Origin of the sequence: Streptomyces sp. NPDC050448, assembly GCF_040655295.1 — a bacterium.
GTDB lineage: Bacteria > Actinomycetota > Actinomycetes > Streptomycetales > Streptomycetaceae > Streptomyces.
On record NZ_JBFAJR010000004.1, the window covers coordinates 51,889 to 64,840 of the forward strand.

Annotated in this window: 8 protein-coding genes and 2 pseudogenes; 5 read left to right on the forward strand and 5 right to left on the reverse strand. The window is 72.4% G+C overall.

Annotation, left to right across the window (positions count from 1 at the left end):
- Positions 1–186: 186 nt before the first annotated feature.
- Both AB0I68_RS06920 and AB0I68_RS06925 read right to left on the reverse strand, forming a co-directional pair.
- Positions 187–603, reverse strand: a pseudogene (locus AB0I68_RS06920) (YidB family protein); the annotation flags it as partial.
- Positions 604–883: 280 nt separating this feature from the next.
- The gene (locus AB0I68_RS06925; protein ID WP_363176161.1) at positions 884–1,336 is read right to left on the reverse strand and encodes a YbhB/YbcL family Raf kinase inhibitor-like protein; all 453 of its coding nucleotides are present in this window, start codon (positions 1,334–1,336) and stop codon (positions 884–886) included.
- Positions 1,337–1,446: 110 nt separating this feature from the next.
- Here AB0I68_RS06925 and AB0I68_RS06930 point away from each other — a divergent pair, with 110 nt between their 5' ends.
- Positions 1,447–2,007: a nucleoside-triphosphatase gene (locus AB0I68_RS06930; protein WP_363176162.1), complete on the forward strand. Its 561-nt coding sequence runs from the start codon at positions 1,447–1,449 to the stop codon at positions 2,005–2,007.
- 267 nt (positions 2,008–2,274) lie between these two features.
- Here AB0I68_RS06930 and AB0I68_RS06935 read toward each other — a convergent pair whose 3' ends face one another.
- A complete protein-coding gene (locus AB0I68_RS06935) occupies positions 2,275–2,778 on the reverse strand; it encodes a histidine phosphatase family protein (protein ID WP_363176163.1) in 504 nt (167 codons plus the stop codon).
- Positions 2,779–3,482: 704 nt separating this feature from the next.
- On the opposite strand from AB0I68_RS06935, the gene AB0I68_RS06940 reads away from it, so the two are divergent.
- Positions 3,483–6,152 carry a SpoIIE family protein phosphatase gene (locus AB0I68_RS06940; protein ID WP_363176164.1) on the forward strand — a complete coding sequence of 890 codons (2,670 nt, stop codon included), beginning with the start codon at positions 3,483–3,485 and terminating at the stop codon, positions 6,150–6,152.
- Between the two features lie 122 nt (positions 6,153–6,274).
- On the forward strand, positions 6,275–7,420 hold the full coding sequence (locus AB0I68_RS06945; protein WP_363176165.1) for an extracellular solute-binding protein: 1,146 nt from the start codon (positions 6,275–6,277) through the stop codon (positions 7,418–7,420).
- A 75-nt stretch (positions 7,421–7,495) separates the two neighbouring features.
- Here the strand turns inward: AB0I68_RS06945 and AB0I68_RS06950 are convergent, their stop codons facing one another.
- Positions 7,496–8,827, reverse strand: a complete 1,332-nt coding sequence (locus tag AB0I68_RS06950; protein ID WP_363176166.1) for a GAF domain-containing SpoIIE family protein phosphatase — start codon at positions 8,825–8,827, stop codon at positions 7,496–7,498.
- Between the two features lie 203 nt (positions 8,828–9,030).
- Positions 9,031–9,336, reverse strand: a pseudogene (locus AB0I68_RS06955) (DUF2182 domain-containing protein); the annotation flags it as partial.
- 199 nt (positions 9,337–9,535) lie between these two features.
- Between AB0I68_RS06955 and AB0I68_RS06960 the strand changes: the two are divergent.
- Together AB0I68_RS06960 and AB0I68_RS06965 are read left to right on the forward strand one after the other, a co-directional pair.
- Positions 9,536–10,189, forward strand: a complete 654-nt coding sequence (locus AB0I68_RS06960; RefSeq protein ID WP_363176168.1) for a DUF1326 domain-containing protein — start codon at positions 9,536–9,538, stop codon at positions 10,187–10,189.
- A 204-nt stretch (positions 10,190–10,393) separates the two neighbouring features.
- Complete coding sequence (locus AB0I68_RS06965) at positions 10,394–12,829, forward strand: SpoIIE family protein phosphatase (RefSeq protein ID WP_363176169.1); 2,436 nt, start codon at positions 10,394–10,396, stop codon at positions 12,827–12,829.
- Positions 12,830–12,952: the final 123 nt, after the last annotated feature.

The window sequence follows — 12,952 nt, forward strand, 5'->3', positions numbered from 1 at the left end:
CACGCGGCACCGACGGGCTGAAGACCCTGATCGTGCCGCCGACCTCGGACCTGGCCGGCGACGCCGTTGTGCGCCCCCGGGCCCGGCCCGCGTCAGCCGCCCGCCACCCCGCCGCGGGCTGCGCCCATCGGCACCCTCGTCTCAGCCTCGGCCACCACCCCGGGAGCCTGACGACCGGTCGGCCCGTCAGAGCTGCTCGCGGATCAGGTCCTCCAGCGAGCCCTCGGGCACGGAGCCGTCAGGGGTGAGCTTGTCGACGGCCTGGGGCAGGGTCTGGGCAAGCTGGTCGGCGGCTTCCTCGGGAGAAACGCCCGCCTGCTGGGCCACGTGCTCCAGCGCCTGGTACGGGAGCGCCTGCGCGACTTCGGGGCCAGTGACCGCCTGGTTCCGCCCCCTGCCGATCCACGAGTCGGCCTGTGCGCCGAGCCCGCCCTCCTTCAGCGTGTCCAGCAGCGCGCCCAGCGGGTTGCTGCCAGCGCCGTGCGTGCCGGCCCCGCCGAGCGAGGTGAGCAGCGCCCCCAGCAGCGCACCGCCCTTGCCGCCCTGCCCGCCTCCGAGCAGTCCGCCCAGCAGACTTCCCAGGTCATCGCCCATCACCGTCGCCTTCCTCGCGTGCTGACATCCACCCCGTTATACGAGCCGCCCCCCACCGCACCGGCTTCCCGAGCCCGCTGCCCCAGCGCGTTCACCCGTACGACCGCAGGGCTCGGCCCGGTCAGGCGGAAGCCTCGAGGACCAGGTGACCCGCCAGGGCCGGTCCCCAGGCGAGTCCGGCCGGCAGGACGTCGACGTCCCGTAGTGCCCCGCGACCAGGGCCTTGCCGACGGTGCCACCCCGCCCTGACGCCGACGGGCTCCGCCGGCCGGATCACCTGCTGACGCGCTCAGCGCTCGTAGGTCCCGACGAGGGTGCCGGAGGCCAGCTCTCTGCCCTTCAGGGCACGGTGCACGTCCTCGGTTCCCGGGCGGGCGTGCAGCGGCAACGGCTCGGACAGGGCGTACAGGCGGAAGAAGTAGCGGTGCGGCCCGTGCCCCGGTGGCGGCATCGGCCCGCCCCAGCCCACGCGCCCGAACCCGTTGGGCCACGGCAGGCCGCCGTGGGGCTTCTGCCCCTCGGCCGCTCCGGTGGTCCCCGGATCGATGCCCGTCACCAGCCAGTGCAGGAAGGTCGGCCCCGGTGCGTCCGGATCCTCGCACAGGAGCACCAGCTCCGTGGCCTCGTGGGGGACCCCCGACCAGGTCAGGGGCGGCGAGATGTTCTCTCCCTCCCCGCTGTACCGACGGGGGATCTCCGCATTGTCGTCGAACGCGGTGCTGCTGAGTTCAATTCTGCTCACACCCGCCGCCCTACCCGCAACGGCGACACAACCACCGATCCGGAACGTAAACGCCCCGTTCGGCCGAGCCCCATCGGGCCCCCTCCGCCAGGCAGGGCGAGGATGGCCGTGTGCCGACAAGGATCCTGCTCGAAGGCCGCCCCGGCGCGGGCAAGACGACCGCCGTGCGCCGACTGGCCGCGCTGCTGCCCACCGGCGCGGCCACCGGCTTCACCACGGAGGAGATCCGGCAGTCCGGCGCCCGCGTCGGCTTCGCCCTGGAGACACTGGCGGGCCGACGGCAGGTGCTCGCCCATGTCGACCTGCCCGGTCCACCGCGGGTGGGCAAGTACGGAGTCGACCTGGGCGTCATGGAACGGCTGGCGCTGCCGTCGCTGCGGCCGGCGGCAACCGGGGAGGCGACAGGCCGGCTGGTGCTCATCGACGAACTGGGACGGATGGAACTGGCGTGCAGGGCGTTCCGGGACGCGGTCGACGCGCTGTTCGCCGCAGAGATCGACGTCGTCGCCACGGTCCACGCACACCACGACCCGTTCACCGACGCCCTCAAGCGACGCACCGACATCGAGGTCGTCCACCTCACGCCGGCCAACCGGGACGCCCTGCCCGGGGAGCTCGCATCCCGGCTGAAGCAGCCCGGGGCGCACGGAGGGCCTCCCGCTCGCCTGTGAATTTCGGGCACAGGGACGTGATTCGTCATGGCGACCGGTGGCTGCGGGAGCGTGATGCGCTTGAACCGGCCCCACGAAGGTGCTCTCTCTGAGCCCGCGCCGAACCGGGCACCAACCGGATCCGGGCCCAAGGGCTGTCCTGCTCACCCTCACCCTCACCCGGGACACCTCACCGTGATGCGGCCCGCCGCGGTCGGCCAGGCCCGGATGCAGCCGCACCGATGGCGTGAAGGGCCGGGCCGCTGGAGCGACCCGGTCCTTCAAGGGTCAACCGCGCGGGATCGCGAAGTACGTGAGCACCGCGGTGGCCGGGTTGAGGGCGGGCCACGGCGCGGGGCAACCGAGGGCGGCGACGGCCGAGGTCGGGAACTTGGTCTCGATGCGGTCCAGATCCCGGTCGGGGGCTTCGCCGGCCAGGAGCAGGATCAGCTCCTGCAGGCCCGGGTTGTGGCCGACGAGAAGCAGACGCGCGACCTCGGCCGGCGTGTCCCGTACGACGTCGAGGAGCTCCTCGGCGTCGGCCCCGTACAGCTGCGGCGCGAAGCGTACGGGCGGCTGAGCGGGGAGTGCCGCGGCGGCCAGCTCCCAGGTCTGGCGGGTGCGCCGGGCCGGGGAGCACAGGACGAGGTCCGGCAGCAGGGCGGCCTGAGCCAGCAGCCGCCCGGCGGCGGGGGCGTCCCGCAGTCCGCGCGGGCCGAGGGGACGCTCACGGTCGGGCACGCCCTGCGGCCAGGCGCTCTTGGCGTGCCGAAGGATCACCAGGTCCGGCATGGTCCGAGCCTAACGGACCGCCGGCAGGCCGGATGGCAGCGCGTGCAGCCCCGACGAAGTCCGTGCGCCCGGAGCCGGGGATGAGATCGAGGGCGGACCGGGGGCTACCCTGCCTGCTTTCTACAGGTCAAGGGCGGTGTCCGGAGCCGGATCGCCCCTGGTACGGGAGCAGCCGACCAGGATCGCGGTCCACGGCGCCGCCTGGAGCTGCTCTCCGCCACCGCCGGCCAGAAGCGCAAACGGAGGCTGATGGCCCTCCTGGACCAGCACGGCGGTATCGCACGGCCGAGCCGCATCAGCTCTGCGGAGCCGACCGGGGGCCTCGCAAGGGCGAGACGCTGGCGCTCGCCGCCCGAGAGCCGGTAGCCCCGCTCCCCCACCACGGTGTCCAGCCGGTCCGGGGCCTGGCGGAGCGACGCCGTCACGGCCTCCGGGCGCGCCGGGTGCGGGGGCGCAGGTGCCGGTGCCGGCCGCTCGGCGACCTTCGCTCCCGCTGCCGACGGGCCGCAGAGGTTGGAAGATGGATTATGAGCAACTACCTGGGAACCTTCCGGCGTCGGCTGCTCGGCTCTACCACGAGCTCTTCCCCTCCCCCCCGGCGTCCCCGCTCAGGACGCCACCAGGAGCGTCAGGAGCACGCCCGGCCCCCCGACGGAAGCAGCGGAGGCGCGCGGCGGCCGCAGCGCCTGTCCTCCCTGCTGAGCGTGCGCAGCGTGGCCGGCGAGGTGTTCCTCCTGCAGCTGGCCGTCGTGGTGCTTCTCGTCGCCGCCGCGGTGGCGGCGCTCGTGGTGCAGGCCCGGAGCGCCGGCATGCTGGACGCCCGGCACCGTACGCTCGCGGCTGCCGGTACGTTCGCGGAATCTCCGGGAATCGTCGCGGCCCTGCGCAGCTCCCATCCGAGCGCGGTGCTGCAGCCGAGCGCCGAGGCGGCCCGGAAGATCGCCGGGGTCGACGGCATCAACGTGTACGCACTCGACGGGGTCACCCTCGCCCACAGCGACCCGCGACAGATCGGGAAGCGCGTCATCGGCCCCTTCTCCAAGGCGGCGGCCGGCAAGTCCTTCACCGAGACGTTCCAAGGGTCCCTGGGGCAGTCCGTGGTCTCGGTGGTCCCCGTCAAGGACGCCGGCGGTCGCGTCATCGCCATCGTGTCCTCCCCGGTCACGGTCCAGAACGTCCAGGGCATGGTGAACCGGCAGCTGCCGGTCGTCCTCGGCAGCGCAGCCGCGGTGCTCGCCCTGTCCGCGGGCGGAACCGCTCTGGTGAGCGGTCGGCTGCTGCGCCGGACCCACGGCCTGGGACCGGCCGAGATGACGAGGATGTACGAGCACCACGACGCGGTGCTGCACGCGGTGCGGGAGGGCGTGCTGATCGTCGGCGGCGGCGGACGGCTGCTGCTGGCCAATGACGAGGCGCGGCGGCTGCTGGATCTGCCGGCGGGCGCGGAAGGGCTCCCCGTCACGGACCTGGGCCTGGAGGAGGGGATCGCCGGGCCGATCGCGTCGGGCCGTTCCGCGACCGACGAGCTGCACATGGCGGCCGATCGGCTGCTGGCTGTGAACATCCGGCCCACCGCCCCCTACGGGCAGGCCGGGACCGTCGTCACGCTGCGGGACACCACCGAGCTGCGGGCACTCTCCGGCAGAGCCGAGGTGGCCCGCGAGCGGCTGAAGCTGCTCTACGACGCGGGGGGGCGGGTGGGAACGACGCTGAACGTGGAGCGCACCGCGGAGGAACTGGCGGAGGTGGCGGTCCCGCGGTTCGCCGACGTGGTCACGGTCGACCTGCTGGACCCGGTGCTGCGCGGCGAGGAGCCGCCCGAAGCGAGCACCGAGATGCGCCGCACCGCCGCCGTCGGCCTTCAGGGCGACCACCCGCTCTACCCCGTCGGCCGGCTCGTCCGGTTCGTTCCCACCAGTCCCATGGCCGCAGGGCTGGCCGGCGGCCATGCGGTGCTGGAGGCGGACCTGCGCACCGCCCACCGCTGGCGGACCCAGGACCCGGACAATGCCCTGCGGATCCTGGACCGCGGCATCCACTCCCTGATCGCCGTGCCCCTGCGGGCCCGGGGCGTGGTGCTGGGGATGGCCGGCTACTGGCGGGGGCAGGACTCTCCGCCGTTCGACGAGGAGGACGTCTCCTTCGCCGAGGAGCTGACCGCCCGGGCGGCACTGTCCGTCGACAATGCCCGCCGCTACACCCGCGAGCACACCATGGCCGTCACCCTGCAGCGCAGCCTGCTGCCCCGGGGCGTGCCGGAGCAGTCCGCCGTCGACGTCGCGCACCGCTATCTGGCGGCGCAGGCAGCCGGGGTGGGTGGAGACTGGTTCGATGTCATCCCGCTGCCCGGCGCCCGGGTGGCCCTGGTGGTCGGCGACGTCGTCGGCCACGGTCTGCACGCCGCCGCCACCATGGGCCGCCTGCGCACCGCCGTGTACAACTTCTCCACCCTCGACCTGCCTCCTGACGAGCTCCTGAGCCACTTGGACGAGCTGGTCGCCCACATCGACGCCGACGAGCAGGAGTGGCAGGGGATCACCGGGGCCACCTGCCTGTGCGCCATCTACGATCCCGTCTCGGGGCGGGTGACGGCCGCCACCGCCGGTCATCCGGGCCCCGCTCTGGTCCACCCCGACGGCACCGTGTCCTTCCCCGAGGTGCCGGTCTCCCCGCCGCTGGGCCTGGGCGCGGGTCTGCCCATGGAGACCGCGGAGCTGACCCTGCCCGAGGGCTCCCTGCTGGCGCTCTTCACCGACGGGCTGATCGAGAGCCGCGACCGCGATCCGGACGCGGGACTGGCAGCGCTGCGCGCCGCCCTGGCCGGGCCCGCCCGCACCCCGGAGGAGACCTGCACCGCGGTGATCGACGCGATGCTGCCCACCAGGCCCAGCGACGACATCGCGCTGCTGGTGGCCCGCACCCGCCGGCTGGACCCCGCGCGGATCGCCGAGTGGGACGTGCCCCCCGAGCCTGCGGCGGTGTCCCGGGTGCGCAACGCCTGCGCCGGCCGGCTGGCCGACTGGGGCCTCGACGACATGGCCTTCACCACGGAACTCATCCTCAGCGAACTGATGACCAACGCCATCCGCTACGGCACCGAGCCCATCCGGGTGAGGCTGCTGTACGACCGCAGCCTGATCTGCGAGGTCTCCGACGGGTCCAGCACCTCCCCGCACCTGCGCAGGGCCGATGCCACCGACGAGGGCGGCCGCGGCCTGTTCCTCGTCGCGCAGTTCGCCGAGCGTTGGGGCACCCGCTACACCGTTCGCGGCAAGATCATTTGGAGCGAGCAGACCCTCCATGACGGAGCCGCACCGCCCGTGACGGTTCCGGGGGAGTCGCTCCTGGCCGAATGGGACGACGAGGCGATCTGAGCACGCGCCGGTACGGCAGCCGCAGGGAAGGCAGCGGACACCACCGGCTGGGACTGCGCTGCCGAGGCCATCGAACGTACGCTGGTCTCGATCAGTACACGACCGCCCGTTATGGAGCCTTCGTGCCCGCACCCCGTCTCCGGTCAGCCGGCGTCGCCGTCTGCCTGGCCTTCGTAGCGGCGCCCCTCGGCGCCTGCGGACAGACGCCCACCGCCGCACCCAGAGCGCCCGCCGTGGCCACTTCCGCCGCGGACGCGGGCGGCACGGCCGCACTGACCGCAGCGGCGAAAAAGGAGGGCGCACTCAACGCGATCGCGCTCCCGAGCGACTGGGCCAACTACGGCGCACTGATCGACGGCTTCGAGAGGAAGTACGGGATCAAGGTCAAGGTGGAGAACCCGGAGGGTACGAGCCAGGACGAGATCAACGCCCTGAAGGAGCACAGGGGCAACGGCCGCGCCCCCGACGTGGTCGACGTGGGGGGCTCGTTCGCCCAGTCCGCGGCCCAGCAGGGCCTGCTCGCTCCGTACAAGGTCGCCGAGTGGGACAAGATCCCCGAGCAGCAGAAGGACCCGGAGGCCCGCTGGTACAACAACTACGGCGGCTACGTCTCGATCGGCTGTGACGCCAACCGCGTCAAGACCTGCCCCGCGACCTTCGCCGATCTGCGCAAGCCCGAGTACAAGGGCCAGGTCGCGCTCAACGGCGACCCCACCAAATCCGGCTCCGCCTTCGCCGGAGTATATGCGGCGGCCCTGGCGAACGGGGGTTCCTTCGACGACATCCAGCCCGGTATCGACTTCTTCGCCGAGCTCAGCAAGAACGGGAACTTCGTCCCGGTCGCATCCTCATCGGCCACGATCGCGAAGGGCCAGACCCCGATCAGCATCGACTGGGACTTCCTCAACCTCGGATACGCCGACGAATTCCGGAAAAAGGGCGCGAACGTCGACTGGCAGACCACCATCCCCTTCGACGGCAGCTTCGCCCAGTACTACGCGAACGGGGTGAACAAGAACGCCCCGCACCCCGCGGCGGCTCGTCTGTGGCAGGAGTACGTCTTCAGCCCGGAGGGCCAGAACATCCGGCTCGGCGCCTATGCACGCCCCGTCCTCATGGACGCCATGGCGAAGGACGGGACCCTCGACAAGGCAGCCGCGGAGAAACTGCCGACGGTCGAAGGCACGCCGACGTTTCCGACGGAGGCGCAGAGGGAGAAGGCGAGAACGGCCGTCAACAGCGGCTGGGCCGCGGCCGTCTCGGGCTGAGGGCCGGGGGCGGTCCTGGCCGGGCGTGCACCCGCCCGGCCGGCCCCACACCGGCGGCCGCGTGCAACGCCGGGGTCAGCTGTTGCCGGGCGTGCGCAGGGCGAGGATCGCCATGTCGTCGTGGCCGTCACTGGGGTGGCGATCGGCCAGCGTCCGGACGAAGTCCTGCAGCGGCAACGCCGCCAAGGCGATGGCGAGTTCGGCGAGCGCGTCCAGGCATTCGTCCACCGGCCGGGCGTGGTGCTCGATGAGTCCGTCGGTGAAGAACACCACGGTGGCCCCCGCAGGCACGGAACAGAAGTGGTCGGGGCGGTGATGTTCGGTGCTCACCCCGAGCGGCACGCCGGGCTCGGCCTGCAGGTATTCCGCGCGCCCGTCGGAGGTGATCAGCAGCGGGGGAAGATGGCCCGCGGTGCTCCAGTGCATCGTCCAGGCCGGTCCTTCGGATTGGATACGGGCCAGGCAGGCAGTGGTGACGGGGTTGTCGGTGGTGGCCTCCAGGGTGCGGTCGAGTTGCGCGAGGATCCCGCTGGGTGGGGTGCGCCGGTCGTAGAGCAGGGCGCGCAGCATGCTGCGCGTCTGGGCCATCGCGGCTGCCGCCCGCAGGTCGTGGCCGACGACGTCGCCGATGATGGCGGCGCAGGCGCCGTCGGGCAGCACGAGGGCGTCGTACCAGTCTCCGCCGATGTGGTCGGGCTCGGAGGCCGGCCGGTAGATGGCGGCGGAGGCGAAGGGGTGCAGGTCGGGCAGGGTCGGCAGGAGGAGGCGCTGGAAGTGTTCGGCGCTGTCGCGGACCCGTCCGAACAGGCGGGCGTTCTCGATCGCGATGCCGACCATGCCGGCGAGTGCGACCACGATCTCCTCGTCGGCGCGGTCGAAGGGCTGACCGTCGCGCCGCTCGGACAGGTAGAGGTCGCCGTAGATCGTGCCGCGGACCCTGACGGCGGCCCCGAGGAGGGTGCGCATGTGCGGGTGGCCGGGAGGGAAACCCACGGAGGAAGGGTGGGAGGGGATGTCTTCGACCCGCATGGGTTCCGGGTGGTGGATGAGGTGTCCCAGCACGCCACGGCCACGCGGAAAGTCGATCCCGGCCAGGTCCGCTCGCTCGGGCTCGGACAACCCGGCGGTGATGAACTGCTCAAGGTACTCACCGGATTCGTGCAGCACGCCCAGCGCTCCGTATCGAGCGCCCACCAAACCCATGGCAGTGGTGACGATACGGTGCAGCACCTCGGGAAGTTCCAATTCCTGAGTGATGGCCAACACCGCGTCCAGCAGGCCCTGCAGCTGGTCCTTGGCTCTGGCCGATTGCCGCAGCCGCTCGTCGATCCGGTCCAGCTCGGCTTCCAGGCGGTTCGTCAGCCCACGTCTGCGCCGCGGCCGGGGGTGCTTCGACTGCTCCGCCATCACCGCCGTCCGGTGACCCGTGTCCGCAGCGACGCCACCAGATCCGCCTGGCGGTCACGGCGCATCCGCTCATGGGACCACCTCCGCGAGCGGTACACCCGGCCCCCTGACACGAACCGTCATCAACGAGACCACAGCGTCACACAGCCGGCAGCGCAACCCGCCCATTGCTCCGTACGTGGCACGTCGCATCCGAGCCGGGCGGTACGGGCCGCTCGGACGGCTCCGGCCGACTGGCGGCCGATGGCCCGGGCCCAGGTGATGGCCACCGGGGCCACGGACGGGAACATCATGGCGATCATCATGATCAGCCACAACAGCAGGAACAGCGGGATGCCCATGCCCATGGTCCCGGGCTCGGCCCCCATGCCACGGGCCTGGTCGACGACCAGCACCCAGGCGAGCAGGGCGATCAATCCCATCACGGACCATGCGAGCGCCAGCTGCCGAGCCGACAGCAGGTTTGCCGGACGCAGGGGTGGTGACAGGGCCTTTCGGTCGAGGCGCACGCTTCCAGCACATCACAGCAGCCGTGCGCGTGCGCGTGCGCATGCGGGAGGGGGGCCAGACCCCGCCGGGCGGCCACGGCGGGGGGGATAATCGACGCGTAGAGCTGTACGACCCGGGCGTGGGCCGGTGAAGTCTTCCAGGGGCTCTGTCGTCCTCCCGAGACCGACGTCCGGTACGCGGTCACGAGGAGGCAGGGAGATGTCCGAGACCACGGCGACTGTGCCGAGGTGGCACGCGGCGGGCGACTGGTTCGACACCTGTAAGTGCAATGTGCCATGCCCCTGCTCGTTCGCGCAGCTGCCCACCTACGGCGATTGCGACGCCGTCCTCGCGTGGCACATCCGCGAGGGACGATACGGGGACGTAGTGCTGGACGGCCTCAACGTTCTGATGCTGGGCTCCTTCGTCGGCAACCTGTGGGCCGAGCACTCCGACACGTACGCAGCGGTGTTCGTCGACGAGCGCGCCGACGACGCGCAGCGCGAAGCGCTCCAGATGATCTTCGGTGGCCAGGCGGGCAGCTGGCCGGCGGAGATGGTGAGCATCATGGGCGCGGAGATGCGCGGTATGGAGTTCGCCCCCATCGAGGTGGAGGTCGCCGACGACCTCTCGAGCTGGCGGGCTGTGGTTCCGGGCCGTGTCGAGGCGAGCGTGCAGGCACTCACCGGACCCAACACTCCGGAGGGCGCTCGCGTGCAGTCGACCAACCTGCCGGGTGCCGAGACCGGACCGGGCCAGGTCGCGACCTGGGGCCGCTCGACAGCGGACCGCGCCGATGCCTACGGCTTCCAGTGGAGCAGGGAAGGCCAGTCCAGCAAGCACATCACCTTCGACTGGACCGGGCCCGACTAAGGGCTGTCCCAGCAGGCTCCCGAAGACCTGCGCGCCGAGGCGTTCGGCCCGGGCTCGGGCGACGGTTCTCGCCGTGCCCGCAGGTCCGACTCAGCACAAGCGGTGACGCAGAGCGATAATTGCACCGGTAGGGAGAGAGTCGTTCCGCAGATCCGGAAGTGGGGCGCAGTGATGCACGACCCGGTGTTCCCCGATGCCTCCGGCGTGCTTTCGGAAGCGGACGACGAGACCTATGCCCTCCTCGACGCCCGCGGCGTGGTCATCGGCTGGGGCCCGGGGGCGGAGCGGCTGCTCGGCTACACGGCCCGGGAGGTGCACGGGTGGCGCGGGTCGGATCTGCTGGTCACGCGCACGGAACTCGGGCACGCGGTCCTGCGGCACCGGAGCGGGCGCGGGGTCGAGGTGGCGCTGCGCGCACGTCCCATGGTGTCCACGGCCGGTGACCGGCAGTGGCTGATCCAGGCGACCGACACCGATGCCACGCTCCGGCACGAACTCGGCGAGGCCCTGATCAGGGGGCTGTTCACCGAGTCCCCTTTCCTCATCGACGTCTTCGACACGCAGCTGCGCTTCATCGCGCAGAACGACGCCCTGCGGCGTGGCGCGGGGTTCTCGAACGAGGAGTTCGTCGGGCGCACGATGTCCGAGGTGGCACCGCCCGATCTGCTGGACCTGGCGGCCCTCGAGGCGCGGCAGCGGCGCGTCCTGGAGACCGGCGAAGCCATGGTCCAGACCGAGGTGCGCGGGCTCACGCCCGGTGATCCCGACCGGCAGCACGTCTGGTCCGAGACCATCCTTCCGCTGCGGAGCAGCTCCGGCGAGCTGATCGCGCTCGCGCACGCCGTGGCCGACGTGACGGAACGGGCCCGGGCACGCGAGCGGTTGGCGCTGGTCAACGACGCGAGCACGCGCATCGGCACCACGCTGGACGTCCTGCACACCGCGCAGGAGCTCGTCGACGTGGCCGTCCCGGAGTTCGCCGACCACTCCTACGTCAACCTGCTCGCCCCGGTCTTCGGCGGCGAGGAGCCGGTCGTCGGCCCCGTGGGCGAGGCCGTGACGCTGCTCCGTGCGGCGAGTTCCTCCGTACCCGGCGGGCCGGCCGAGGGGGTGGTCGCGACGGGCGAGGCCGACCCTTTCGCCGCCGGACCGGGATCCTTGTTCACCCGGGCCATGGCCAGTGGCGAACCCCTGCTGCTGACCGGCGAGGAGCTGATCGCGGAGCTCGCCCCGGTCGACTCCCGGCAGGCCGAGCTGGTCGGTGCGTACGGGGTCCATTCGTGGCTGCTGGTACCGATGTCCGCCCGCGGGGCGGTGCTGGGCGCCGCGGTGTTCGTACGCCACGCACGCGCCCACGGGTTCGAGCCGGACGATGTGCTGCTGGCCGAGGAGATCGCGGCGCACGCGGCGGTGTGCATCGACAACGCGAGCCGCTACACGCGGGAGCGGACGGCGGCCCTGGCCCTGCGGCGCAGCCTGCTGCCCCAACGGCTTCCCGTGCTCGGCGCCTTGGAGGCGGTGACCCGCTACCTGCCCGCGCACGGCCATGCGGAGCTGGGCGGGGCCTGGTACGACGTGATCCCGCTGTCGGGGGCCCGCGTGGCGCTGGTGGTCGGCGACGCGCAGGGGCAGGGCCTGAGCGCAGCGGTGACCATGGGCCGGCTGCGTACCGCCGTACGGACCCTCGCGGACCTCGACCTCCCCCCCGACGAGCTGCTCTCGTACATGGACGACCAGATCCACCGGTTCGTGGACGAGCACGGCCAGGACGAGTACAGCAGGCCGCGGCCCGGCGGGGCGGCCGGGACGACCTGTGTGTACGCCGTATTCGATCCGATCTCGCGGCAGTGCGCGGTGGCCTGCGCGGGCCACCCGCCGCCGGTGATCGCCCCGGTGGGCGGGGAGCCCGCCATCGTCGCCCTGCGCGCCGGGCCTCCCCTGGGTTTCGGCGGATCGCCGTTCGAGAGCGCCGAGTTGACGCTGAACGACGGGGACGTGCTGGTGCTGTACACCCACGGCCTGGTCGCGGCGCCCGACCGGAGCGTCGACCTCGGTCTCGAACGGCTCCCGGAGGCCTTGTCGGGCATCCCGCTCGCCGCGCCGTCCGGGCCCGGGCGGCAGGGGAACGGGCTGGACGAGGCCTGCGACGCGGTGATCGGCCGGCTGCTCCCGGTGCTCCCGCAGAACGACGTGGCGGTGCTGATGGTGCGCCTCCACGAGCTGGAGGCGAGGCACCACGTCACATGGGACCTGCCGGCCGAGCCCGAGGTCGTCGGCCGCGCCCGTACGCTCGCAACACGGCAACTGGCCGCATGGGGCCTGGAAGAGCTGGAGTTCACCACGGAGCTGGTGGTCAGCGAGCTGGTCACCAACGCGATCCGCTACGGAACTCTGCCGATCCAGCTCCGGATGATCCGCGACCGCGAGCTGATCTGCGAGGTCTCGGACGGCAGCAGCACCTCCCCGCGCGTGCGGCGAGCGGAGGAGACCGACGAGGGAGGGCGCGGGCTGTTCATGGTGGCGCAGCTCGCCCAGCTCTGGGGCGCCCGCTACCACGCCCGCGGCAAGACCATCTGGGCCGAACAGCCCTTCCCCGAGGGGTTCCTGGAGGGGGCGGACACCGCCGCCTCCCCCGGGTGACGGCGGCGTCCGCGCCCTTGCCCCCTGTTCCCCGCTCCCGGCCGCCGTGGCGGCCGGGGGCGGGGGGCGTACAAGCCCGACAGGGCCAGCCGGTTCGCCGCCACCGGTGCGGGGGCGTAGCCC